Here is a 22,399-nt window from a genome sequence, read left to right on the forward strand (position 1 = left end):
CACGGAGTGCGGTGCCAGCTTGAATCTGAATGCCTCAGGTTACGCGCGAAAAGCTCACGACATACCAAAACAAAAAAGCGGCCCGAAAGGACCGCTTTTTAATTCTGTTCTGAACCGGATCAGTCCAGCGTACGGGTGACCTCTTCGCGCTCGAAGATTTCGATCACGTCGCCGGCGCGGATATCGTCGTAGTTCTCGAACGCCATACCGCATTCCTGACCCGACTGAACCTCGGCCACCTCGTCTTTGAAGCGCTTCAGCGTCTTCAGCGTGCCTTCGTGGATCACCACGTTGTCGCGCAGCAGGCGGACACCGGCGGAACGGCGGGCAACGCCCTCGGTGACCAGACAGCCAGCAACTTTGCCAACGCCGGTGACTTTGAAGACTTCGCGGATCTCGGCGTAACCGATGAACTTTTCGCGGATCTCAGCGCTCAGCAGGCCGGAAGCGGCGGCTTTCACGTCGTCCACGAGGTCATAAATCACCGAGTAGTACCGAATCTCGACACCCTTCTGGTTCGCGGTGTTCCGCGCCGATGCGTTGGCACGGACGTTGAACCCGAAGATCGGAGCGCCCGAGGCTTCGGCCAGACCGACATCCGTCTCGGTGATCGCACCAACGCCCGAGTGTAGCACGCGCACGCGCACCTCGTCGTTGCCGATCTTTTCCATCGCCTGAACGATGGCCTCAGCCGAACCCTGCACATCCGCTTTCATCAGAATCGGCAGCTCGGTGACGTTTTCGTCTTCCTTGGCCTTCTGCATCAGCTGCTCAAGGGTCGTCGCGGCACCGGCGGCGGCGCGTTTGTCCTTGGCGGCCTGCTCACGATAGGCGGCGATCTCACGGGCCTGCGCTTCGGTCTCGGTCACGTTCAGAACGTCACCGGCCTCGGGCGTGCCGTTGAGACCCAGAACCTCGACCGGAACCGAGGGGCCAGCCTCTTTGACGCGGTCGCCCTTGTCGTTGATCAGCGCACGGACTTTACCGTACTGCTCACCCACAACGAAGATATCGCCCTGACGCAGCGTGCCGTTCTGAACCAGAACGGTGGCAACGGGGCCACGGCCTACATCCAGTTGCGCCTCGATCACGGCACCTTGGGCGGCGCGGTCGGGGTTGGCTTTCAGTTCCAGAATTTCGGCCTGCAGCGCGATGGCTTCCAGCAATTCGTCCAGACCCTGACCGGTGATGGCAGAGACTTCGACGTCCTGAACCTCACCCGACATTTTCTCGACGATCACTTCGTGCTGCAACAGATCGGTGCGGACCTTGTCCGGGTTTGCGTCCGGCTTGTCGACCTTGTTGATCGCCACAATCATCGGCACTCCGGCCGCTTTGGCGTGGTTGATCGCCTCGATCGTCTGCGGCATCACTGCGTCATCTGCAGCCACCACCAGAACCACGATATCCGTGACCTGAGCCCCACGCGAGCGCATCGAGGTAAAGGCCGCGTGGCCCGGCGTATCCAAGAAGGTCAGCGTCGTGCCGCCATCGGTTTTCACCTGATACGCACCGATGTGCTGGGTGATGCCACCGGCCTCACCTGCCACAACGCGCGCGTCGCGGATTGCATCCAGCAGCGAGGTCTTACCATGGTCAACATGACCCATGATGGTGATGACCGGCGGACGCGGCTGCAGGTCTTCGTCCTTGTCTTCGACCTCTTTGATGACGTCTTCAACATCCGAATCGGAGACACGCGTGACCTTGTGGCCAAACTCTTCGATGATCAGTTCCGCGGTATCGGCGTCGATGGTCTGGTTCTGCGTGACCATCATGCCTATCTGCATCAGCGATTTGACAACGTCAGCCACACGCTCGGCCATACGGTTGGCCAGTTCCGAGACCATGATCGCCTCAGGCAGCTGAACGTCGCGGATCACCTTTTCCCGCTCGACCGGGCCGCCCATGGCTTTCTGGCGCGCACGCTCCTGCTTGCGCTTCATCGACGCCATCGAGCGTTGACGGTTGCCTTCGCCACCGGTGGCCTGACCCAGTGTCAGCTTACCGGAACGACGGTTGTCATCGCGACCTTTGCCACGACCACGCTGCTCACGTTCGCGATCCTGCTTGCGCGGCGTTGCAGCGGGCGCAGGCTTGCTGGCCGGGGCGCGGGCCGCTTTGGGTTCTTCAGGCGCAGGGGCGGCAGCAGCACGCTTGGCGGCTTCTTCCGCCTCTTTGCGCTTGCGCTCTTCCTCTTCGGCCTTGGCCTTTGCACGTTCTTCAGCTTCGCGCTGTTCGCGCTCTTTGGCCTCTTGTTCGGCACGGCGACGGGCGCGCTCTTCCTCGCGCGCCTTTTCAGCGGCCTCGCGGGCGGCGGCCTCTTCGGCCTCGCGCGCCTTGGCGGCCTGCAATGCCTTCATCCGGCGTGCCATTTCCGCATCGGAAATCCCGGCAGGACGACGCGACGGATCACCCGAGGGCGTTGCTCCGCCACCCGGCTTGCTGGCACCCGGCTTGGGGACCACCACGCGTTTGCGTTTGGTTTCCACCACGACATTCTTGGTGCGTCCGTGGCTGAAACTCTGTTTCACATTTCCGGGGCGTGCCCCGCCACGAAGACCCAATGTCTTTTTGCCGTCATTATCGCTCATAAAGCTCTTTACCCTTCCGCGCGGCCCCTGCCGCCGTCATCCGTTTCGCGCAAGCCACGCAGGCGCTGCGCTTCCTCTACAACACGTTTGGCGAGTCCGCCAGAGGCCAAGGCCGCATGAATCACCGTTTGGCGCCCAAATGCCTGTCCCAACTCGTCTGCGGTCAGCCAGCCGATGTATTTTCCGAAGTGCGGCGTGCTGAGTTTCGACTTACCGCGCCCCGATCCGTCACTGGCCTGAATCAGCACTTGCGCCTCTTCCCGGTCCAGCCACGTCTTGACCTTTTCGTACCCGGCGACCGCGTCGCCGGATTTGCGCGCCAGACTGATCAGTTCGACCACCCGCCGCGCGACTTGCTTTTCGACCTCGTCCGCCAGGTCCTTTTGCGCCGTTACCTGCGCCTTGAACCCGCGTGAGAACAGCTTTTTGCCGACGGCCTTGTCCAGCGCAGCGCGATCCGCTGCCACATAGACCCCGCGCCCCGGCAGTTTTGCCGCGACATCGGGAAAGACCTGCCCGTCCGGCCCCGTCACAAAGCGGATCAGCCCGTATTTGGGCTGAACCTCGCCCGTGGCGATGCACTTGCGCTCGGGGCCTTCCGACCGATCCTTATGGACGCCACCGCGACCCATGTGCGCCACCCGAGGCCTGAGATCAGGCCTCGGCCTCCTCTTCGACTGCTTCGCCGTCTTCTTCGGCCTGTTCCAGCTCGGCCGGATCAACCCAGCCCAGCAGGATACGCGCCGTCATCACCATGTCCTGCGCCTCTTCCAGCGTGATGCCGAAAGGTTCCAGAACACCGTCATCCTTGATGCGCTCACCATCGACTGTGGTCCAGCCACCGGCCAGTTCCCAGTCGGCGCAGGTTGCAAAGTCTTCCAAGGTCTTCACGTCGTCCTTGGCCAGCGCCTCTACCATCTGGGGTGTCAGGCCATCAAATTCAATGAGGCTGTCCTCGGCACCCAGAGCGCGGGCCGCATCCAAAGCGGCCTTGGCCTGTGCTTCCAGGAATTCGCGGGCGCGGGTTTGCAGTTCCTGCGCGGTACCTTCGTCGACGCCGTCGATGACCAGCAGCTCGTCGATTTCAACGTAGGCGACTTCTTCGAGGTTGGTGAAGCCTTCTGACACCAGCAGCTGCGCGAAGAATTCATCCAGATCCAGGCTGTCCATAAACAGCTGGGTGCGGGCTTCGAATTCCTTCTGACGGCGCGCCGATTCTTCGGCCTCTGTCATGATGTCGATGTCCAGATTGGTCAGCTGGCTGGCAAGACGCACGTTCTGACCCCGGCGACCGATGGCGAGAGACAGCTGTTCCTCGGGAACAACCACTTCGATCTTGCCGGCTTCTTCGTCCAGAACCACCTTGGACACCTCGGCAGGCTGTAACGCGTTCACCAGGAAGGTCGGCTGATCTTCGTTCCACGGAATGATGTCGATCTTTTCGCCCTGAAGCTCGTTCACAACGGCCTGCACACGGCTGCCGCGCATACCAACGCAGGCACCGACGGGGTCGATCGAGCCGTCATACGAGATCACGGCAATCTTGGCGCGCGAACCGGGGTCACGGGCCACGGCCTTAACCTCGATGATGCCGTCATAGATTTCCGGCACTTCCATCTTGAACAGCTCGGCCATGAATTCCGGCGCGGTGCGCGACAGGAAGATCTGGTGGCCACGCACTTCGCGGCGCACCTCTTTGATGTAGGCACGCACGCGGTCATTCGGGCGATAGCTTTCGCGGCCGATCTTGTCGTTGCGGCGCAGAACGGCCTCGGCACCGCCCAGATCGACGATGACATTGCCAAATTCCTCGCGTTTGACGGCACCGTTGATGATGGTGCCTGCGCGATCCTTGAATTCTTCGTACTGACGATCCCGCTCGGCTTCGCGGACCTTCTGCAGGATCACCTGCTTGGCGGACTGAGCAGCAATACGGCCCATTTCAACCGGAGGGACTTCTTCAACGAAGACATCACCAACCTCGGGGTTTTCCATGTACTGCTTGGCCTGTTCGACGGTGAACTCAGCCTGATAGTTTTCCAGCTCGTCATCTTCGACAACAGTGCGGACGCGGGTGAAGGTCGCTTTACCGGTCTTGCGGTCGATCGACACGCGAATGTCCATTTCCGCGCCGTAGCGGCTCTTGGCGGCACGGGCGAGCGATTCTTCCATCGCTTCGACAACCAGACCGGGGTCGATCATCTTTTCGCGGGCCACGGCCTCGGCGGTCTGCAGCAGCTCCAGCTGGTTGGCTGAGGTGATTGCCATCAGTTCGTCTCCTCTTCGGACCCTTCGGTCTCAATCTCGTCGAAAGCGTTTTCGTTCAGGGCACCGGCGTCTTTGCGCTGGCGCAGCATTTCCTTGATCAGGTCATCGGTCAGGACCAGCTTGGCGTCGCTCAGCCAGTCGAATTGCAGACCGATGGTGATCGTCTCATCCCCCTCGGGGATGTTGATCAGAACCTCGTCCCCTTCGATCCCGGCCAGTTCGCCTTTGAAGCGGCGGCGGCCGTCGATCAGTTCGGCGGTTTCGATCTTGGCCTCATACCCTTCGAACATCTCAAAATCCTTGAGACGGGTCAGAGGGCGGTCGATGCCTGGGCTGGACACTTCCAGCGTATAGGCGTCAAGGATCGGGTCCTCGACATCCAGCGTGGCACTGACGGCGTTCGAAATCTCGGCGCAGTCATCCACTTCGATGCCGCCCTCAGGCTTGTCGGCCATAATCTGCATCGTGGTGGTCTTGCCGCTCATCAGGCGGATACGCACAAGCTCATACCCCAGATCCTCAATCACGGGGGTGATGATCTCGGCCAGTCGCCGGTCAATAGCAGCTTTGGCAATAAGGTCGTTTGTCATCAGGTTCTCTACCCTTCGAACGGGCACAAAAAAACGGGCGCGCGGCCCGTCGATCTTTTCCGGTGGAGCCCCGGACCGAAGCCCGACACGCCGCTGTTGGAACTGCATATACGCAGGAGTTGCCGAGTCTGCAACCCCCAGCAGGAATTACGCCAGCCACCATCGTTCTGCGATGCGTCCATCATCCAGCGCACGCGCGCTGCCAATCTGGCGCGGCATGCCTACGTGCGAGGCCACGGCCAGCGCCATATCCGCCTCGCTTGGGTAATAGCGCAGGCCACGCTGGCCCTTCAGATCATCGCCTTCAGGCAGGGCCGCCACGTCCACATATCCATCGCGCAGCGCCTCGGCCCGGACGCGGGCATCGGGGATGACGATAATTTCAAACGTCTCGGCCCACCCGGCTGTGCCGTGCTTGTAATGCCCGGCCACTTTGCGGCCGAGAAAGTGGCGGTCATCCTCAGCACGCTCGACACGATAACAGCCGGTGCCATTGGCCGACCGCAACGGCGTCACGTCCTGTCCATCGCGCGAAATGACAAAGCGGCTGTCGGCCAGCAAGAAGGGCAGGCCCGGATTGGCCTCAGCCAATTCCAGCCGTACTGAGGTGTCTGTAAGCGCCTCGGCCTGTCCAACCTCACGCAGAACCGCAATAACATCCGCTAAGCCCAGCGCTGCGCCGTCGTGGAAAGTCACCCCTTCGCGCAGATCGAAACGCCAGATTCGGGCCTCTGCATCGGTGTGCCAACCGGTCGCCAGTTCACCGCGCAAGGTGCCATCGGGCGCAATCTCGGTCAGGGTATCGAACACGGCCCCGCGAGCCGCTTGCTCAAGGCTGTCGTCACGCGGCACCGCCAGCCGCAGGGAACCTCCGGCCTTCGGCGTATCCGCCAGCGATGCCCCCGTAGCCGCCAGCAAAGCCGCAGCGGCACCCGATGCAAACAGAGCACGGCGGTCCATCCGGGTCATGCCACCTCCTCGGCCACACGGTCCATGATGCGGACCAGTTCGGCACTGATGCCCGGCTCGGACAGGGCATGGCCTGCGTTGCGGATCATCTTCAGCTCGGCATTGGGCCAGCGTTCGGCCAGATTCCACGCGGCCTGCGGTGGGCAGATCATGTCATAGCGTCCCTGCACGATATGGCCGGGGATATGGGCGATCCGATCCATTTGATCCAGTATCTGGCCGTCTTTCTCAAGAAATACGCTGTTGATGAAATAGTGATTCTCCAACCGCGCAAAAGCCCGTGCATATTCGCCGGGGCTTTCCCCCGCGCCGCCCTGGGTGTGAACCGATGCCAGAGCGTTCTCCCACGCCGACCAGGCCCGTGCATACAGAATCTCGGTCGCGCGGTCGCCCGAGAACAAGCGTCTGTTATAAGCACGGATCGTGTCCGATAGTTCGGCCTCGGTCAGCAGAGCCGTGAACTTCGCCCATTGCTCGGGCCAGAACTTGCCCGCGCCGCCGCCGTAAAACCAGTCCAGCTCGGCCTGTGTGGCCAGAAACACGCCGCGCAGCACCAGACGATTCACCCGATCCGGGTGCGCCTGCGCGTAAATCAGTGCCAGCGTCGCACCCCAGCTGCCGCCAAACACCGTCCAGTCTTCAATATCCAGAAGCGTCCGCAGACGCTCGATATCCGCCACCAGATGCCACGTGGTGTTATCCTCGACCGAGGCATGAGGCCGCGAGCGACCGCATCCGCGCTGATCAAACAGAATCACCCGATAGGCCTCAGGATCGAAATAGCGCCGCATCGCCGGGCTGCATCCACCACCCGGGCCGCCATGCAGTACCACAACCGGTATCCCATCGGGATTGCCGCATTGCTCCATATAAATGCGGTGGCCTTCGCCCATATCGACCATGCGCTGATCGAACGGGTCGATCGGCGGGTACAGATATTGAACTGCGCGCTTTTGGTCCGGGTACTTATCCATTACGGCCCTATATAGTCGTTAAACGTAAAAGAGCACACGGAGACAGGAATGCAAGCGCATCCGAACACGGTGGACCCGTCCGAGATCGCAAAATTCGAGGCAATGGCCGCAGAATGGTGGGACCCTCACGGGAAATTCAAACCGCTGCACATGCTGAATCCGTGCCGTCTGGACTATATCACGCAGCAGATTGCGGGCGAATTCGACCGCGATCTGAAATCCGCAAAGCCGTTCGAGGGTCTGCGCCTGTTGGATATCGGCTGCGGTGGCGGATTGCTGAGCGAACCGATGGCGCGATTGGGGGCCACCGTAGTCGGAGCCGACGCCGCCGAAGGCAACCTGCCCGTCGCCCGCATCCATGCCGAACAATCGGGGCTTGAGATCGACTATCGCCACACCACGGCTGAGGCTATGGCCGCCGCAGGTGAACAATTCGATGTGGTGCTGAACATGGAGGTGGTCGAGCACGTCGCCGACCCTCTCGGCTTCCTGACTGCGTCGCAACAGTTGCTGAAACCGGGCGGGTTACTGATCTGTTCGACCATCAACCGCAACCCGAAATCCTACGCCATGGCCATTTTCGGGGCCGAGGTCGTCATGCGCTGGCTGCCGCGCGGTACGCATGAATGGAACAAGTTCATCACCCCCGATGAGCTGTTCGACCTGCTGCGTCAGGCCGGACTGGAGCCGGTGGACCGCAAGGGGTTCGTCTTCAACCCGATTCTCTGGAGCTGGTTGATCTCGGACCGCGATCTGAGCGTGAACTATGTGACTGCGAGCGTGAAGCCGGGGTGAGTTTGGAGTTAGAATGGGTGCGAGCACCTATCCTGTATTCGCTTCTCAATAATCAGGAACCTTAAATTGAAGCTATCACGTACTAGTGGTGTTATCGCTGTATTGCTTACTCAAACCAGTTGCGGACAACTCACAGCGGATGTCACCCAAAACAGTAGCGCCGTTTCTGTTGAGTTACAGTTTCAACAATACTCAGAAGACGGCTCTGCGGTGTTCTTTAGCAGGATCGAAAACAGCGGAACGTCAAAAGTCTGTATGGATGAGCGCACCTTGCATGGTCTTACACTTGAATTTCGCTCAACGGCCAATTCAAACCACTTGCTTGGGCAGGTTGACGACGTATTCCCGGAGGACGCGTCCGAGAAAAGCGAGGGTTATGCTGGATCTATGTTGATAGAACTATTGCCAGATCAAGCGGTAAATTTCTCGTTTTCCATACACCCACTAGCGCAGCCTTACTATGTCGATGACAATTGGGCCTACCTTTCGGACTATCAAAAGGGTGAGAAAATCTCCGCTTCGCTGACCCCTATATTCGCCCCTTGTTCCTACCGGGATGTGAATTCTGCATTGAAACGACAGGACTTTTTTCAAGTCAGATCAAACACTGTGACAATGCCTGAGGATGAGGGAATGTTCTTTGCAAGCCCGAAGTGACCATATGGCCTGTAAGGGTAATAAACTCTCTGCGCGGATCATCTGTACAGTTATGACCTGAGGGCGTTAGTCCCTACTCACCTTCAAGCTGCAACCGCAAATCCCGCAGCACGGGCAGCGTACTGCGGACGCGCTCTAGACCCAGCTCTCCGACCACGCGGTTGATCAGCGGCGCAATCGAGGAAATCGCCTGATCGCGGGCCCGGCGACCGGCGGGGCTGATGGCGACCATCTTGCGGCGGGCGTCGTCCCAATCGGGGCGGATGTGGATGTATCCGGCCCATTCCAGCTTGGCCAAAGTGTTGGTCATGGCTCCGCGCGTGACGTGGAAGGTGCTGGCCAGTTGCGCTGGGGTCCGCTCGTCACCCACATACACAAGATGGTTCAGCACCGAAAAATGCGAGATTTCCATGCCCTTGGGCAGCACCCGGCTGAGCCGGTTGCGCAATAGCTGATCGGCGGTCAGGATCTCGCTGAACAGCGTGACCGCAAGGGCATTGTGTTCGTCAGTCATGTCTCGGTTCTGGATCAGGGCCCGTCGTAGGGCCGCACGTGAGTCAGTGAGGGCACGCGACGGCGCGCCTCTGACACAGAACTATCATCCAAATCGAAAAAGTGAATGCCCGGATCGGTCCCTGCGTCGAGAATGACCTCTCCCCACGGGGCGACAACCATGCTGTGCCCATATGTGTGGCGGGTTCGGCCACGGGTTTTGGGGTGTTCCCCGGTTTGCGCGGGGGCCAGAACCCAGCAGCCGCTTTCAATCGCCCGCGCGCGCAGCAGTGATTCCCAATGCGCCGCCCCCGTCACCGGAGAAAACGCCGCCGGTACAGTGAGAATCCGCGCACCCGCCTGTGCCAGTGCCGCATAGAGATGCGGAAAGCGGATGTCATAGCAAATGGTCATGCCGACCCCGCCAAAGTCGGTCTCGGCCAATACCGCCTTATCCCCGGGGCGGTAGTTTTTGGATTCGCGGAAGGTCTCGGATTCAGAAACCTGCACGTCGAACATATGAATTTTGTCATACCGCGCCACGATCTGCCCCTGCGGGTCGATCATGAAGGCGCGGTTGGCAAATCGCCCGTCAGCGTCATGGGTTTTGATCGCCAAAGACCCGATCAACAGCCAGACGCCCAGCGCGGCGGCCTGTTCGCGCAGGCCCGCCAGCGTCTGGTCATCTTCTTCGTATTGCAGAACCTCGCGCTGCCGCGTGGTGCTGGTTGAGACGCAATTCGTGACCTCGGGCGTCAGAATGAACCGCGCGCCCTGCGTTGCCGCCTCGGCCATCATGGCACGCACTGTCGCCAGATTCTCGGCCGGGTCATCCGACGAGGTGATCTGCAACAGCGCGGATTTCATCAGGCCGCCAGCAGACGGTCCAGCTTGCCCTGACGCTCAAGCTCATACAGGTCGTCGCAGCCGCCTACATGCTGTGTGCCGATAAAAATCTGCGGCACGGTGCGTTTGCCACCGGCACGTTTGATCATCTCGGGCTTGCGTTTGGGGTGCATCAGCACGTCGACTTCCTTGAACTCAACGCCTTTCTGTTTCAGCAAGCGTTTGGCCGCATGACAAAAGCCGCAGAGCGGCGAGGTGTAGATTTCAACCGGTTTCATGTTCCGTACCTTTGGGTTTCGCGCAATCTTGAGCGAATTAGGCATCCTTGGCAACGCGCGCCAGTACCAACACGAAAATATGATTTGCCCCGGCTGCAAGACAGGCACGCGTACAGGCCGCCAATGTAGCCCCTGAGGTCATCACATCATCCACCAGCAACACATCCCTCCCCTGAAGCCGGTGCATCCGTTTGGGATGGGGCGCGATCGCGTCCGAGAGGGTCTCGGCCCGCTCTGACGCCGTTTTTCCATCCAGAACCGGTGTCCGCACCCGTCGTACCAGAAGGTCAGGACACACATCCAATCCGACCTCCCGCGCCAGATGCTGCGCCAGAAGTGCCGATTGATTATACCGTCGCTTGAGCAATCGTGACCAATGCAGCGGCACGGGCGCAATCAGTATGTCATTTCGAAACAGGTCCCGCCCCGCCTGCGCCATCCAACGCGCCGCCGGTCGTGCCAGCTCTGGCCTGTCTCCGTGTTTCAGCGCCAGCACCAAGGACCGTGCCTTGCCCTCATAAAGCAGCGCGGCCCGCCCGTCTCGCCATGGGCGCGGCGTTTTCATGCAATCATCACACTCAATCCGGTGACCATCCGCCTCGCCCAGCAGCGGCACGCCACAGCTTTCGCACACCACGCCGCCAATAAAAGGCGTATCTCGCCAGCATGAACCACAAAGGCCGAAATCCGCCTCGGTCAGCTCTCCGCATCCCATGCAACGAGGCGGATAGATCATCTGAACAGCGGTTTGAATCCGCGGCCATATGCGATACTTGCGCCCTATGAAGCTGCCTGAGTCCAACGCACCCTCTCTGTTCGACCGCCCGGCCCTGATCCGGCACCGCGCCCGCGCGCAGGATGACGCACTGTTCCTGCACCGCGCCGCAGTGGATGAGGTGCAGGATCGACTCTCCATGGTTAACAAAAGCTTTACGGCGCCTGCGGTGGTGACGCCTTTTGCACGGATTTGGCAGGATGTGCTGCCCGAGGCGCAGATCGTCGCCGATGACGAGATTCTGGCCCTGACCCCCGGCACGCACGATCTGGTGATTCACGCCATGGCACTGCACTGGGCCAATGATCCGGTCGGGCAGCTGATCCAGTGCCACCGCGCCCTGCGGCCCGACGGGTTGCTGCTGGTGGTGTGTTTGGGCGGAGAAACCCTGCATGAGCTGCGCGCCGCCCTTGGACAGGCCGAAATCGAGGTGACCGGCGGCCTCAGCCCGCGTATCGCCCCAATGGCTGAGCTGCGCGATCTGGGCGGGTTGTTGCAACGCGCTGGCCTTGCGCTGCCCGTTGCCGACACCGCGCGTCTGACGGCGGAATACCGCGACCTGACCCACCTGATGCACGACCTGCGCGCGATGGGAGAGACCAATAGCCTCTCAGACCGGATAAAAAGGCCCACCAGGCGGCAGGTCTTTGCCCGGGCCCAGCAGATCTATGCCGATCACTTCGCAACCCCGGAGGGCCGGCTGGCCGCGACCTATGAGCTGATCTGCCTGACAGGCTGGTCCCCCGATGACAGCCAGCCCAAACCGCTGCGCCCCGGATCGGCCAAAGCACGCCTTGCGGATGCGTTGGGAACCAAAGAAGGCAAACTGCCCGATTGACGACCGGGTTTTTCCGGTTATCTCAGCCCGGTACAGAGAAATCTCAGGAAGCTCGCCATGTTTGACGCCACTCGCCCCGACCACGCCCCCACCGACCACCCGAAGGTCAAAATGGGCCGCGTCGGCATTCTGCTGGCCAATCTCGGCACGCCGGACGACTATTCCTATTGGCCGATGCGGCGGTATCTGAATGAGTTTCTGTCGGACCAGCGCGTGATCGACTATCCCAAGTGGAAATGGCAACCGATCCTGCAAGGCATCATCCTCAGCAAACGCCCTTTCAGTTCTGGCGAGGCGTACAAGTCGATCTGGAACCACGACAAGGGCGAAAGCCCGCTGATGACAATCACCAAGGATCAGACTGCCAAGCTGCGCGACGCGATGCAGGCGCGCTATGGCGATCAGGTTCTGGTCGATTTCTGCATGCGTTACGGCAATCCATCGACCAAATCCAAAGTCCGCGAGATGGTGGCAGAAGGCTGCGACCGTATCCTGTTCTTCCCGCTCTATCCGCAATACGCGGGTGCCACGACCGCCACGGCCAACGACCAATTCTTCCGCGCCCTGATGGAGGAAGCCTGGCAGCCCGCCAGCCGCACGGTACCCGCCTATTTCGACGAACCCGCCTATATCGACGCCTTGGCCGGATCGGTTGAGCGCGCCTATGCAGCAATGGAAAAAAAGCCCGACATTCTGGTCTGCTCATACCACGGCATGCCAGAGCGATATTTGCAGCAGGGTGACCCCTATCATTGCCAGTGCGCAAAGACCTCACGCCTGTTGAAGGAACGGCTGGGCTGGGCGGATGACCAGCTTGTTTCGACCTTCCAGTCTCGATTCGGGCCCGAGGAATGGCTGAAGCCCTACACCGTCGATCACGTGGCCGAACTGGCAAAACAGGGCAAAAAGAACATCGCCGTCATCGCACCGGCCTTCTCGGCCGACTGCATCGAGACGCTGGAAGAGATCAACGAAGAGATCAAGGAAAGCTTCGAAGAGGCCGGCGGCGAAACCTTCACCTACATTCCCTGCCTGAACGACGACGATTCGCATATCGCGGCGTTGGGCAAGGTGATCGAAGACAATCTGAAGGGCTGGCTGGACTAAGCAGCCGCAATCAATCGGACCAGTATTCAGGCATGAAAAAAGGCGGTGGAGCGATCCACCGCCTTTTCTCTAGATGACGCTCGTCAAATTAGCTTGCGGCAACAGCTGCGGCAACTACGACCAGCAGGATCAGCGGCAGGACGATGCCCGACGACGAACCTTGAGTTTCCTCAACAACAACCGGTGCTTCAACAACCGGCTCTTCCAGGTTGCCGGCATAAGCGGTCGAAGCAGCAGCGGTCAGTGCAGCGGCGAGAACGAGTTTTTTCATATTAACCTCCAGAATTTGCACGGTTCCAAACAGCGAAACCGCGCACCCAAGACTTACCTCGTATGTTTTTACTAATCAGCTATACGACTGGAATGCAATTGTAACTTGCGCCGCAAGCGGGTTCGTGCGCGAAAATGTCGTCAAATTAGCAACACTTGCGTGCCGACCTTCGCCATCGAAAACAATTCCGCAATATCCTCGTTGAACAGACCAATACAACCATTCGACGAACGGCGCCCGATTTTGCGCGTGTCATGCGTTCCGTGGATGCGGTAGTATTTCCAGCTCAGATACAAAGCGTGTGTTCCCAACGGGTTATCCGGCCCCGGCGGGATGTAATCCGGCCATTCGGGATTACGCTTTTTCATCGACGGCGTTGGTGACCAGCTTGGTCCTTCGACTTTGCGGATCACGCTGGTGCGGCCACGGCGGGTCAGTTCCTCGGTCAGGGGAACAGATGATGGATAGAGTTTATAGACGGTTTGATCGTCCGACCAGTAATGCAGGGCGCGTGAGACGGTATCGACCAGAATGGCCCCATTATTGGTGTTCGAGAAATATGGCTGCCAATCCAGCGCCCGGAACCCCGAGATATTGCGACGCACCTGCGGTTCCGGCTCGGGCGCGGGGCGCAGCGGGTCCCCCGGGATGTACTGAGCGATGGCAGGCGAGGCCAGCAGAGCTGACGCTCCGGCCAGGAATCCCCTGCGGGTGGACGCATGAATGTGTTTCTTGACCATGACGGGTGGTCCTTTTCTAAGGCCAATCTGAAAATCTGACGTATTCTATGGCCAGAATGCTTCAGTCGCAAATCAAACCGGCAGAATCACGCGGAACGCGGGCACTGCGCGTTTGCCCATGCCTCTCTGTCGCGCTATGCCGTAGATTAACACAATCATCAGGTCGATCATGACGCGTATTATTTCTTTACTGTTTGCCTGCTTTGTCGCGCTGGCCGCATGCACACCCACCAGCTCTCCGACAATCGGAGCCGATGGCAGACCCCTGCCGACGGTTTACAAAATCCGGGGCAATCCGGAAAAACTTCAGTTCCGCATGCTTGATTCGGTGAACGCACTGCGGCAGGCGCAGGGTTTGCAGCCGGTGCAGCTGAACGCGCAACTGAACGCTGCGGCGGCGACGCATTCCAAGGATATGGCACGTCAGAACCGCCCATGGCACTTTGGCTCGGACGGGTCGTCGCCCATCGAACGGGCTCAGCGCGTGGGGTATTTCGGCACCTTCCTGGGGGAGGCGATCTCGGAGACTTACGAGACCGAGACCGAAACCCTGGCCGCCTGGATGCAGGAACCCGGCCCGCGCTCGGTTATTTTGGACGCCAAGGCCAGCCAGATGGGCTTTGCCTGGCATCAGGAATCCGGCGGTAAAATCTGGTGGACGCTTGAAATGGGAACCGGCGGCTAAACCGTATCTCAGCCGCGCACAAAAAAGCCCCCGTCAGGGGGCTTTTGTTTTTGGCCTCTTAGGACCCTCAGGCAGCCGCCATCGACTGCGCTTCGGTCAGGATAGCATAGAGTTTAACCGGATCAGGGTTGGCCCGCAGCTTGGCACAAACCGATGTGTCCCGCAGAGTCCGCGATACCAAAGCCAGCGCTTTCAGGTGATCCACGCCCGCCTCTTCCGGGGCAAACAGCGCAAACGCGATATCGACGGGCTGGCGGTCGACCGATCCGAAATCAATCGGCTTTTCCAGCATGACGAACACACCTGAAACGGCCTCAAGCTCACCCATACGGGCATGCGGCAGGGCCACGCCATGGCCCACGCCGGTGGGTCCAAGGCTTTCCCGTTCCAACAGCCCGTCCACAACGATCTGGGCATCAAGGCCCAACGCCACCTCGGACACGTCCGCGATTTCTTGAAACAGCCGCTTCTTGCTGGATGCGGCGGACAGTACGCGAACCGCTTCGGGCTTGAGTATGCTCGAAAGCTCCATAGTTACGCTCCACAGCGCGACCCCTGACGGGTCAGGGGTGCGCCTTTGCTATTCTTGCCTGTTACGGATCAATCCAGCCGATATTGCCGTCTTCCCGGCGATACACGACATTCAATCCGTCTTTGTTTTCATTCCGGAACACCAGCACCGGAGCACCGGCCAGTTCCATCTGCATAACGGCTTCACCAACACTCAAAGATGGGATCTTGGTCTCCATCTCAGCCACGATCATCGGCTGCAGAGAATCGGGTTCGTCAGCCGAGTCTGATTCGTCAGAAGCGAGGATATATGAGGAAGCCCCGAAGAGTTCAACCGGCTCGGCCCGATCCTTATGGTGGTCCTTGAGACGGCGCTTGTAGCGGCGCAATTGGGTTTCCATCTTATCGCAGCAGGCCTCAAAAGCCGCGTAAATCTCTGTGGCATGCGCTTTGGCCTGCGCCGTCAGGCCGGTGGAAAGATGCACAGTGGTTTCGCATACATATTCATGCGCAGAACGGGAAAAGACGACATTGGCATCGGTCGGACGCTGGGCGTATTTGCCCACAACATCGCCGAGCTCGGTCTGCACGTGCGTCTGAAGTGCTGCACCGATGTCGATCTGTTTTCCGCTGATTTGGTAACGCATGTGATCTCCTTCACAATTCACACCCATTCTGACGCCGCGAAATGCAGCGAACTTCTTTTTATCGGGTGGGGGGTCGCGGCATATTCTGCGGTTGCCGCTGATCTGGCCCTTCCGGGAAGGGATATCGAGATCCAGACTGGAACCGAAGAAATGCCATGCCCCAATTGAGACAAGAGGCGGCGGAAGAGTCAATCAAAACAGGCGTGTATATACGTGATTTCCGGCATGCGCTCGGCGCATTCCTGCCTAAGCTTATGAAATGCGGAAGTTTTCGCCCAGATAGACGCGGCGGACGTTTTCGTTTTCGACCACCTCGTCCGGGGTGCCGGACATCAGAACCTGACCGTCATGCAGGATATAGGCGCGGTCGACAATTTCCAGCGTTTCACGCACGTTGTGGTCGGTGATCAGAACGCCGATACCACGTTTTTTCAGATCGGCCACAAGGTGGCGGATATCGCCGACGCTGATTGGGTCGACGCCCGCAAAGGGTTCATCCAAAAGCAGATATTTCGGATCAGCGGCCAGGCAACGCGCAATCTCAACCCGGCGGCGTTCGCCCCCCGACAAGGCCAGCGCAGGCGCGCGGCGCAGGTGCTCGATCGAGAAATCTGACAGCAGTTCTTCCAGCCGTTCTTTGCGGCGATGGGCGTGCTGGACGGTGATATCCAGAACCGAGGCGATGTTGTCCTCGACACTCATGCCGCGAAAGATCGACATCTCCTGCGGAAGGTACCCAATGCCAAGCCGCGCACGGCGATACATCGGCAAGGTGGTGACGGTCTGACCGTCAATCGTGACTTTGCCCGCCTCGGGGAACACCAGCCCCGCCACGGAATAAAACGTGGTGGTCTTGCCCGACCCGTTCGGCCCCAGCAGCGCCACAACCTCGGAGCGGTCGAGCGTCATCGAGACGTCCCGGATTACCGTTTTCTTACGGTAGGATTTCCGCAGCTTTTCGATTCTGAGACCAGACGTTCCCTCAGCCACGGTCAGTTCGGGACGCGCCATCAATTGCCCCCCGGCTGGAGGATGGTTTTGACATTACCAGTCATCGTCGCCGTGCCGGTGGTCAGGTTGGCGTTCATCTGATCGCCGCTGATGGTGCTGGGTCCCTGGGTCAGCAACACATTGCCCTTCATGACAATAACGCCCGAGTCGATGGTGTATTCAGCCCAGTCACCCTCGGCCGCATCAGGCGGGCTGACCAGAACCACATCCTGCGTCGCCTCCATCCGCTCGATCCCAGAGCGGTCCGCGTTATAGATCACCAGAACCCGCTCTGCGCTCAGGCGCATTTCGCCCTGAATGACGATCACATTGCCTAGAAACTCGGCCGAGCCGTCCTCTTGGTTCACATTCAGGGTTTCCGAGGTCACTTCGACCGGCAGGCTCGGATCGGCCTTGACCGCTCCGAACGCGACCTGTGTCTCTTGCCCGATGGCAGAGGTGGCGCCGATCAGAAGGGCGCAACACAAACTGGCTAAACGAAAATAAGACACAGGTTATCTTTCTGCTTTTTGAGGCTCATATACCAACTTCACGCCGTCTGTAAAAATAATATGGACCGGTCCGTCCTTTTTTTCAGTGCCAAAGGTCATGCTACCCGCGGAAAAGTTACCGATAATGCCGGTGCCATTGACCTGACCGGGCGCGTCTCCGCGTATTTCATCCAGTGCCGTGTTCAGCAGATCGGTTGTAATTTCAATGCCATCGGTCGAGGTGATGATCACATCACCCACAAAGGTCGCGGTGTTCTTGTCTGGCCGGATCATGCCGGAATTGGAATCCAGCGTGATAACGCCGCCACCCGACAGCCCCAACTGACCATAAAATTCGGACGCGGTCGGACGCGAGTCTTCGGTGCCCTGCGTTGCCCGCTTCGCCTCGATCCGCACCTCTTCGCCCTTGCGGGTGGTGCCGCGATAGTTGGGGCGTGTCACCACCTGCTCAGCCAGCCGCTCGTCTATGTCGGTCTGGGTGAAGGGGACTGTCACGTCTGTCTCGATGCTGCGCGACAGCAGAAATACGGTCGACAGCATCAGGATGGCGACCAGCGGCAGCAACACCTTGAGGAACTGTACCCTGCGCGAGTGTCCGTCCACCGGCCCGCCCTCCGCCTAGCCCAGCCCGACGCGCAGGCAGTCGTGGATGTGCAGCAGTCCCTGCGCCGGTCCCTGCGTTTCCGGGTCGACCACAAACAGCGAGGTGATCTTGCGGTCGTTCATGATCGCAACCGCCTCTTCCGCCATTGCGTTGGGGGCAATGGTCAATGGGTTTTCGGTCATCACCTCTTCGGTGGTCTTGTTCAGCAGCCCGTCCATGTTGCGACGCAAGTCACCATCGGTCACGATGCCCAAAAGTCGGCCATCCGTGTCCGTGACGCCTACGACGCCAAAGCTTTTCTGGCTCATCACCAGCAGCGCCTCGCTCATCGGCGTTCCGGCAGGAACCAGAGGCAGATCTTTGTGCATCAGGTCGCGCACCGTCGACAGCTGCGCGCCCAGTTTGCCGCCGGGGTGGAAAGCACGGAAATCCTCGGGCTTGAAGTCGCGGTATTTCATCAGCGCAATCGCCAGCGCATCGCCCATCGCCAGCGTCAGCGTGGTCGAGATTGAAGGCACCATGCCAAACCCGCATGCCTCACCCAGAGACGGGATCAGCAGATGCACGTCGGCCTGTTTCATCAGCGTGCTTTCCGGTTTGCTGGACAGGCCGATCAGTGGAATGCCAAAGCGGCGGGTGAAGGCCAGCAGGTTAACCAGCTCTGGCGCTTCGCCCGAGTTGGAAATCGCAAGAACCACATCTCCCTTGGACACCATGCCCAAATCACCATGGCTGGCCTCGGCCGGATGCACGAAATAGGCGGGCGTGCCGGTGCTGGCCAGCGTGGCGGCGATCTTGTGGCCGATATGACCCGACTTGCCGATACCGCTGATGATAATGCGGCCCGGTGCCTGAAGGATCAGCTGCACGGCTTCGGCGAAATCCTCATTCAGGCTTTCGGCCAGCACGTCCAACGCGCGGGCTTCGTCTGTGACGACCTGACGGGCGGTTCTCAGGAATGCTTCGGTATCGGTCATGAGTGCGCAAAAATATCCGTTTCGGGCCAGCCTGCGAGGTCGAGTTTCGCACGCATCGGCAGGAAGTCAAAACAGGCCTGCGCCATTTCGGTGCGGCCTTCGCGGGCCAGCCGACCGTCCAGCGCATCGCGCAATTGGTGCAGGTACAAAACGTCCGAGGCCGCGTAATCCAGCTGTGCGTCGGTCAGGGTCTCAGCGCCCCAATCGCTCATCTGCTGCTGTTTCGAGATGTCGACCCCGATCAGCTCCTGACACAGGTTTTTCAACCCATGCCGGTCCGTATAGGTGCGCACCAGACGGCTGGCGATCTTGGTGCAATAGACCGGCGCAGCCAGCGCGCCAAAGGCATGATACATAGCGGCAATGTCAAAGCGACCAAAGTGGAATAGCTTCAGCACGTCAGGGTTTTCCAGCATCGCACACAGGTTCGGCGCCTCAATCTGCCCTTTCTCAACCTGCACGATATGACTGTTGCCGTCCCCGCCTGACATCTGGATCACACAGAGACGGTCGCGATGCGGGTTCAACCCCATGGTTTCGCAGTCAATGGCCACAACAGGGCCCATGTCCAACCCGTCCGGCAGGTCGTTTTTATAGAGGTGGTTCGCCACGGGGGTCTTCCTTTATGCGATATCGCCCCCGAGATAGGAGGTTTGGTCCGTAAACTCAACGCCATCCATAGAATGCTGCGCGGATGCGCGGATTTCTTGACCCCGGGCGTGTTGGCAGGAATATGGAGCAAAGCGCTTGCGCCCGATCATCAAGAGGCGCCGGGGCATGTCCGCCGGGTCGAAAGGTCTGAACCGCCGATGCTAAGCATCCTCCGAAACCGCACCTACCGCCACCTGCTTGCCGCGCAGGTTGTGGCATTGACCGGCACCGGTCTGGCGACTGTGGCGCTGGGTCTGCTGGCTTACGATCTGGCCGGAGACGCAGCCGGGCTGGTGCTGGGCACGGCGCTGACGATCAAGATGGTGGCCTACGTGGTCATCGCGCCCATCGCGGCGGCATTTGCCGAGCGGCTTGACCGCCGTCGGATGTTGGTGGTGCTGGATCTGGTTCGTGCGGCAGTTGCCGTCTGTCTGCCCTTCGTAACCGAGATTTGGCAGGTCTACGTTCTGATCTTCGTCCTTCAATCAGCCTCGGCCGGGTTCACCCCGGCCTTTCAGGCGACGATCCCCGACGTTCTCACCGATGAACAGGACTATACCCGCGCCCTGTCTCTGTCGCGGCTGGCTTATGACCTGGAAAGCCTGCTCAGCCCGATGCTGGCCGCCGCCCTGCTGCTGGTCGTCAGCTTCAACAGTCTGTTTCTGGGTACGGCGCTGGGTTTTGCCGCCTCGGCACTGCTGGTGGTGCCGGTCGCCCTGCCCTCACCCAAACCGACCGAGCGTGGCGGGGTTTACGACCGCACCACGCGCGGCATTCGGCTGTATCTGCGCACACCCCGTCTGCGCGGGTTGCTGGCACTGACTTGGACCGCGGCAGCACTCAGCGCGATGGTCATCGTGAATACGGTCGTTATCGTGCGGTCCGATCTGGGCCTGACCGAAAGCGCCGTTGCCATCGCGCTGGCGGGCTTTGGCGGCGGGTCGATGCTGGCCGCCTTTGTCCTTCCCCGTCTGCTGGACAGGTACAAAGACCGCTCCGTCATGATGTTTGGAGCCATCCTTGGCACCCTCACTATGGCAGCGTCCGGCGGTTTCTTCGCGATTGCCCCGGTTTCCCTGATCGGGTTGGCGGCGTTGTGGGCCTGTGCCGGGTTCGGCTATTCCGCCACCCTGACACCATCCGGCAGGTTACTGACACGTTCGGCCCGCCCCGAGGATCGTCCCGCAGTATTTGCCGCTCAGTTCACGCTGTCTCATGCCTGCTGGTTGGTCCTGTATCCGCTGGCCGGGTGGATCATGACCACAACCAGCGCTGCGGCCACACTGGGTTGGATGACCCTGGCCGCCATTCCCGGCGTGCTGACCGCCGCGCTGATCTGGCCAAAGCCCCAAAAAATCGCAGCAAAAGAACCGACTGACACGCCTTGAGCCCGCAGGCCTCTCTGCATTACACCTTGAGCCATCATGGACCAGCTAGACCGCCGCATCATCTCCGCCCTTCAGCACAACGCCCGCGCGTCGACCTCAAAAATCGCAGCAAAACTGGGCGTGGCTCGGACCACCGTGCATGAGCGTATTCGCCGAATGGAAGAAAGCGGTTTGATTGCCGGATACTCGGTTGTTCTGAACGACTCGGAAGATACCCCGCGCGTACAGGTGGTCGTGCTGCTGGAAGTGCAGCAAAAGGAAACCACGCGCATCATCAAACGGCTTGAGGCCTATCCCGAAGTGAAACTCTGCCTGTCCATCAACGGCGAGTTTGACCTGCTGCTTTCAGCCGAGGCCCCCCGGATCGAGGATCTGGACATTCTGGTCGACGAACTGGCCAAAATCCCGGGCGTCCTGCGCACCAATACCAGTGTCGTCTTTGGCCGCCGGATTGATCGAATCTGAGCGGCTGATAACCCTCTGTAAACCCAAGCGCGCCTAGCTTGGCCGGGACTGATCAGAATCCCGGACCGGCAGAATGCCCCATCGTTTGTTCCTTGGCCTGAGTTTCCTTGCGCTGTTTGTGGCGCAACAGGGCTTTGCCATGTCTGACGCGCGTGTCGCCGGACTCTGTGATAACGCCGCCCGCCGCGCGGCCCTGTCCGAAGGCGTGCCGCTGGACGTGATGCGCGCGATTGCACGGGTGGAAACCGGGCGCGTCCGGGACGGGCTGCTGGAACCATGGCCCTGGACCATCAATGTCGAAGGGCAAGGGTTTTGGTTCACCTCTGAATACGAGGCCAAAACCTACGTCTTCAACATCTTCAAAGCTGGCAAGCGCAGCTTTGATATCGGCTGTTTTCAGATCAATTACCGCTGGCACGGTAAGGCGTTCCGGTCCATCGACGCCATGTTCGACCCCGATGAAAACGCCACTTACGCCGCGCAGTTCCTAAACGATCTCTATGCCGAGCTTGGGTCGTGGCCCGCCGCTGTCGGGGCCTATCATTCGCGCACGCCATCGCTGGCCAAGGCTTATTCAGGGCGGTTTCAAACCGTTCTGGCGCAGTTGGATCAATCCCTTCCAGACACCCCCGACCACGTGGCGCGAGATCCGTTTACTGCCGCTGCCATCCCCCTGATCCCAGTAGGCCAACCGCAATCCGGCGGCGGCGTTCTGGGGTCGCTGGTTCCGTCCACCGGCACCGCCAGCGCCTTTATCTCATTCAACTAGGAGGCCT

27 protein-coding genes are annotated in these 22,399 nt (G+C 60.0%); 8 read left to right on the forward strand and 19 right to left on the reverse strand.

Features of this window, described 5'->3' with window-relative positions:
• Window positions 1-119: 119 nt before the first annotated feature.
• The 6 genes from infB to pip all read right to left on the reverse strand — a co-directional run bounded on the left by infB (window position 120) and on the right by pip (window position 7,395).
• Complete coding sequence (gene infB / locus ACOQOY_RS10295) at window positions 120-2,594, reverse strand: translation initiation factor IF-2 (RefSeq protein WP_420585337.1); 2,475 nt, start codon at window positions 2,592-2,594, stop codon at window positions 120-122.
• Window positions 2,595-2,602: 8 nt separating this feature from the next.
• The gene (locus ACOQOY_RS10300; RefSeq protein WP_420585338.1) at window positions 2,603-3,226 is read right to left on the reverse strand and encodes an RNA-binding protein; all 624 of its coding nucleotides are present in this window, start codon (window positions 3,224-3,226) and stop codon (window positions 2,603-2,605) included.
• Window positions 3,227-3,248: 22 nt separating this feature from the next.
• Window positions 3,249-4,862, reverse strand: a complete 1,614-nt coding sequence (gene nusA, locus ACOQOY_RS10305) for a transcription termination factor NusA (RefSeq protein ID WP_420585339.1) — start codon at window positions 4,860-4,862, stop codon at window positions 3,249-3,251.
• A complete protein-coding gene (gene rimP, locus ACOQOY_RS10310) occupies window positions 4,862-5,452 on the reverse strand; it encodes a ribosome maturation factor RimP (protein WP_420585340.1) in 591 nt (196 codons plus the stop codon). The genes nusA and rimP overlap by 1 nt, the downstream gene beginning before the upstream one ends.
• Before the next feature lie 147 nt (window positions 5,453-5,599).
• Complete coding sequence (locus ACOQOY_RS10315) at window positions 5,600-6,421, reverse strand: ABC transporter substrate-binding protein (protein WP_420585341.1); 822 nt, start codon at window positions 6,419-6,421, stop codon at window positions 5,600-5,602.
• Window positions 6,418-7,395: a prolyl aminopeptidase gene (gene pip / locus ACOQOY_RS10320; RefSeq protein ID WP_420585342.1), complete on the reverse strand. Its 978-nt coding sequence runs from the start codon at window positions 7,393-7,395 to the stop codon at window positions 6,418-6,420. Before pip ends, ACOQOY_RS10315 begins: the two co-directional genes overlap by 4 nt.
• Before the next feature lie 48 nt (window positions 7,396-7,443).
• On the opposite strand from pip, the gene ubiG reads away from it, so the two are divergent.
• Both ubiG and ACOQOY_RS10330 read left to right on the forward strand, forming a co-directional pair.
• Entirely contained in the window at window positions 7,444-8,190 is a 747-nt protein-coding gene (gene ubiG, locus ACOQOY_RS10325; protein WP_420585343.1) for a bifunctional 2-polyprenyl-6-hydroxyphenol methylase/3-demethylubiquinol 3-O-methyltransferase UbiG, read from the forward strand.
• A gap of 66 nt (window positions 8,191-8,256) precedes the next feature.
• Entirely contained in the window at window positions 8,257-8,847 is a 591-nt protein-coding gene (locus ACOQOY_RS10330; RefSeq protein ID WP_420585344.1) for a hypothetical protein, read from the forward strand.
• A gap of 73 nt (window positions 8,848-8,920) precedes the next feature.
• Here ACOQOY_RS10330 and ACOQOY_RS10335 read toward each other — a convergent pair whose 3' ends face one another.
• From ACOQOY_RS10335 to ACOQOY_RS10350, 4 genes are read right to left on the reverse strand one after another with little or no spacing between them, the layout of a single operon-like run.
• Window positions 8,921-9,361 (reverse strand): MarR family winged helix-turn-helix transcriptional regulator, encoded by a 441-nt coding sequence (locus ACOQOY_RS10335; protein ID WP_420585345.1) that lies wholly within the window; start codon window positions 9,359-9,361, stop codon window positions 8,921-8,923.
• Window positions 9,362-9,375: 14 nt separating this feature from the next.
• Entirely contained in the window at window positions 9,376-10,206 is an 831-nt protein-coding gene (locus ACOQOY_RS10340; protein ID WP_420585346.1) for a carbon-nitrogen hydrolase family protein, read from the reverse strand.
• Complete coding sequence (gene grxC, locus ACOQOY_RS10345; protein WP_171181132.1) at window positions 10,206-10,463, reverse strand: glutaredoxin 3; 258 nt, start codon at window positions 10,461-10,463, stop codon at window positions 10,206-10,208. Before grxC ends, ACOQOY_RS10340 begins: the two co-directional genes overlap by 1 nt.
• Before the next feature lie 37 nt (window positions 10,464-10,500).
• A complete protein-coding gene (locus ACOQOY_RS10350; protein WP_420585347.1) occupies window positions 10,501-11,199 on the reverse strand; it encodes a double zinc ribbon domain-containing protein in 699 nt (232 codons plus the stop codon).
• A 46-nt stretch (window positions 11,200-11,245) separates the two neighbouring features.
• Between ACOQOY_RS10350 and ACOQOY_RS10355 the strand changes: the two genes are divergently transcribed.
• Both ACOQOY_RS10355 and hemH read left to right on the forward strand, forming a co-directional pair.
• Window positions 11,246-12,076 (forward strand): methyltransferase domain-containing protein, encoded by an 831-nt coding sequence (locus ACOQOY_RS10355; protein WP_420585348.1) that lies wholly within the window; start codon window positions 11,246-11,248, stop codon window positions 12,074-12,076.
• A gap of 57 nt (window positions 12,077-12,133) precedes the next feature.
• Window positions 12,134-13,183, forward strand: coding sequence for a ferrochelatase (gene hemH, locus ACOQOY_RS10360; protein ID WP_420585349.1), 1,050 nt, complete (start codon window positions 12,134-12,136; stop codon window positions 13,181-13,183).
• Between the two features lie 88 nt (window positions 13,184-13,271).
• Here the strand turns inward: hemH and ACOQOY_RS10365 are convergent, their stop codons facing one another.
• Together ACOQOY_RS10365 and ACOQOY_RS10370 are read right to left on the reverse strand one after the other, a co-directional pair.
• Window positions 13,272-13,454: a hypothetical protein gene (locus ACOQOY_RS10365; RefSeq protein WP_420585350.1), complete on the reverse strand. Its 183-nt coding sequence runs from the start codon at window positions 13,452-13,454 to the stop codon at window positions 13,272-13,274.
• Window positions 13,455-13,594: 140 nt separating this feature from the next.
• On the reverse strand, window positions 13,595-14,194 hold the full coding sequence (locus tag ACOQOY_RS10370; RefSeq protein ID WP_420585351.1) for a L,D-transpeptidase: 600 nt from the start codon (window positions 14,192-14,194) through the stop codon (window positions 13,595-13,597).
• Window positions 14,195-14,363: 169 nt separating this feature from the next.
• On the opposite strand from ACOQOY_RS10370, the gene ACOQOY_RS10375 reads away from it, so the two are divergent.
• Window positions 14,364-14,879, forward strand: coding sequence for a CAP domain-containing protein (locus ACOQOY_RS10375; protein WP_420585352.1), 516 nt, complete (start codon window positions 14,364-14,366; stop codon window positions 14,877-14,879).
• 67 nt (window positions 14,880-14,946) lie between these two features.
• On the opposite strand, the gene ACOQOY_RS10380 is transcribed toward ACOQOY_RS10375, so the two are convergent.
• The 7 genes from ACOQOY_RS10380 to ACOQOY_RS10410 form a co-directional block, all read right to left on the reverse strand.
• On the reverse strand, window positions 14,947-15,411 hold the full coding sequence (locus ACOQOY_RS10380; protein ID WP_420585353.1) for a PTS sugar transporter subunit IIA: 465 nt from the start codon (window positions 15,409-15,411) through the stop codon (window positions 14,947-14,949).
• Window positions 15,412-15,472: 61 nt separating this feature from the next.
• Window positions 15,473-16,036 carry a ribosome hibernation-promoting factor, HPF/YfiA family gene (gene hpf / locus ACOQOY_RS10385; RefSeq protein WP_420585354.1) on the reverse strand — a complete coding sequence of 188 codons (564 nt, stop codon included), beginning with the start codon at window positions 16,034-16,036 and terminating at the stop codon, window positions 15,473-15,475.
• Between the two features lie 252 nt (window positions 16,037-16,288).
• Window positions 16,289-17,047 carry an LPS export ABC transporter ATP-binding protein gene (lptB, locus tag ACOQOY_RS10390; protein ID WP_420585355.1) on the reverse strand — a complete coding sequence of 253 codons (759 nt, stop codon included), beginning with the start codon at window positions 17,045-17,047 and terminating at the stop codon, window positions 16,289-16,291.
• Complete coding sequence (locus ACOQOY_RS10395; protein WP_420585356.1) at window positions 17,047-17,538, reverse strand: LptA/OstA family protein; 492 nt, start codon at window positions 17,536-17,538, stop codon at window positions 17,047-17,049. Before ACOQOY_RS10395 ends, lptB begins: the two co-directional genes overlap by 1 nt.
• Before the next feature lie 3 nt (window positions 17,539-17,541).
• Window positions 17,542-18,141 (reverse strand): LPS export ABC transporter periplasmic protein LptC, encoded by a 600-nt coding sequence (gene lptC / locus ACOQOY_RS10400; RefSeq protein WP_420585357.1) that lies wholly within the window; start codon window positions 18,139-18,141, stop codon window positions 17,542-17,544.
• A 15-nt stretch (window positions 18,142-18,156) separates the two neighbouring features.
• On the reverse strand, window positions 18,157-19,119 hold the full coding sequence (locus tag ACOQOY_RS10405; RefSeq protein WP_420585358.1) for a KpsF/GutQ family sugar-phosphate isomerase: 963 nt from the start codon (window positions 19,117-19,119) through the stop codon (window positions 18,157-18,159).
• Window positions 19,116-19,730: a ribonuclease D gene (locus ACOQOY_RS10410; protein ID WP_420585359.1), complete on the reverse strand. Its 615-nt coding sequence runs from the start codon at window positions 19,728-19,730 to the stop codon at window positions 19,116-19,118. Before ACOQOY_RS10410 ends, ACOQOY_RS10405 begins: the two co-directional genes overlap by 4 nt.
• 198 nt (window positions 19,731-19,928) lie before the next feature.
• On the opposite strand from ACOQOY_RS10410, the gene ACOQOY_RS10415 reads away from it, so the two are divergent.
• The 3 genes from ACOQOY_RS10415 (at window position 19,929) to ACOQOY_RS10425 (ending at window position 22,392) form a co-directional block, all read left to right on the forward strand.
• Entirely contained in the window at window positions 19,929-21,158 is a 1,230-nt protein-coding gene (locus tag ACOQOY_RS10415) for an MFS transporter (protein ID WP_420587234.1), read from the forward strand.
• A 36-nt stretch (window positions 21,159-21,194) separates the two neighbouring features.
• Window positions 21,195-21,623, forward strand: coding sequence for an Lrp/AsnC family transcriptional regulator (locus tag ACOQOY_RS10420; protein ID WP_420585360.1), 429 nt, complete (start codon window positions 21,195-21,197; stop codon window positions 21,621-21,623).
• A 73-nt stretch (window positions 21,624-21,696) separates the two neighbouring features.
• Window positions 21,697-22,392, forward strand: a complete 696-nt coding sequence (locus tag ACOQOY_RS10425) for a lytic transglycosylase domain-containing protein (protein ID WP_420585361.1) — start codon at window positions 21,697-21,699, stop codon at window positions 22,390-22,392.
• Window positions 22,393-22,399 lie beyond the last annotated feature (7 nt).

Origin of the sequence: Ruegeria sp. (assembly GCF_965221235.1) — a bacterium.
Lineage (GTDB): Bacteria > Pseudomonadota > Alphaproteobacteria > Rhodobacterales > Rhodobacteraceae > Ruegeria.

Coding starts and splice junctions, on each gene's coding strand:
- infB (WP_420585337.1), bottom strand. CDS start 2,594: ATGAGCGATAATGACGGCAAAAAGACATTGGGTCTTCGTGGCGGGGCA.
- ACOQOY_RS10300 (WP_420585338.1), bottom strand. CDS start 3,226: ATGGGTCGCGGTGGCGTCCATAAGGATCGGTCGGAAGGCCCCGAGCGC.
- nusA (WP_420585339.1), bottom strand. CDS start 4,862: ATGGCAATCACCTCAGCCAACCAGCTGGAGCTGCTGCAGACCGCCGAG.
- rimP (WP_420585340.1), bottom strand. CDS start 5,452: ATGACAAACGACCTTATTGCCAAAGCTGCTATTGACCGGCGACTGGCC.
- ACOQOY_RS10315 (WP_420585341.1), bottom strand. CDS start 6,421: ATGACCCGGATGGACCGCCGTGCTCTGTTTGCATCGGGTGCCGCTGCG.
- pip (WP_420585342.1), bottom strand. CDS start 7,395: ATGGATAAGTACCCGGACCAAAAGCGCGCAGTTCAATATCTGTACCCG.
- ubiG (WP_420585343.1), top strand. CDS start 7,444: ATGCAAGCGCATCCGAACACGGTGGACCCGTCCGAGATCGCAAAATTC.
- ACOQOY_RS10335 (WP_420585345.1), bottom strand. CDS start 9,361: ATGACTGACGAACACAATGCCCTTGCGGTCACGCTGTTCAGCGAGATC.
- ACOQOY_RS10340 (WP_420585346.1), bottom strand. CDS start 10,206: ATGAAATCCGCGCTGTTGCAGATCACCTCGTCGGATGACCCGGCCGAG.
- grxC (WP_171181132.1), bottom strand. CDS start 10,463: ATGAAACCGGTTGAAATCTACACCTCGCCGCTCTGCGGCTTTTGTCAT.
- ACOQOY_RS10350 (WP_420585347.1), bottom strand. CDS start 11,199: ATGATCTATCCGCCTCGTTGCATGGGATGCGGAGAGCTGACCGAGGCG.
- ACOQOY_RS10355 (WP_420585348.1), top strand. CDS start 11,246: ATGAAGCTGCCTGAGTCCAACGCACCCTCTCTGTTCGACCGCCCGGCC.
- hemH (WP_420585349.1), top strand. CDS start 12,134: ATGTTTGACGCCACTCGCCCCGACCACGCCCCCACCGACCACCCGAAG.
- ACOQOY_RS10365 (WP_420585350.1), bottom strand. CDS start 13,454: ATGAAAAAACTCGTTCTCGCCGCTGCACTGACCGCTGCTGCTTCGACC.
- ACOQOY_RS10370 (WP_420585351.1), bottom strand. CDS start 14,194: ATGGTCAAGAAACACATTCATGCGTCCACCCGCAGGGGATTCCTGGCC.
- ACOQOY_RS10375 (WP_420585352.1), top strand. CDS start 14,364: ATGACGCGTATTATTTCTTTACTGTTTGCCTGCTTTGTCGCGCTGGCC.
- ACOQOY_RS10380 (WP_420585353.1), bottom strand. CDS start 15,411: ATGGAGCTTTCGAGCATACTCAAGCCCGAAGCGGTTCGCGTACTGTCC.
- hpf (WP_420585354.1), bottom strand. CDS start 16,036: ATGCGTTACCAAATCAGCGGAAAACAGATCGACATCGGTGCAGCACTT.
- lptB (WP_420585355.1), bottom strand. CDS start 17,047: ATGGCGCGTCCCGAACTGACCGTGGCTGAGGGAACGTCTGGTCTCAGA.
- ACOQOY_RS10405 (WP_420585358.1), bottom strand. CDS start 19,119: ATGACCGATACCGAAGCATTCCTGAGAACCGCCCGTCAGGTCGTCACA.
- ACOQOY_RS10415 (WP_420587234.1), top strand. CDS start 19,929: ATGCTAAGCATCCTCCGAAACCGCACCTACCGCCACCTGCTTGCCGCG.
- ACOQOY_RS10420 (WP_420585360.1), top strand. CDS start 21,195: ATGGACCAGCTAGACCGCCGCATCATCTCCGCCCTTCAGCACAACGCC.
- ACOQOY_RS10425 (WP_420585361.1), top strand. CDS start 21,697: ATGCCCCATCGTTTGTTCCTTGGCCTGAGTTTCCTTGCGCTGTTTGTG.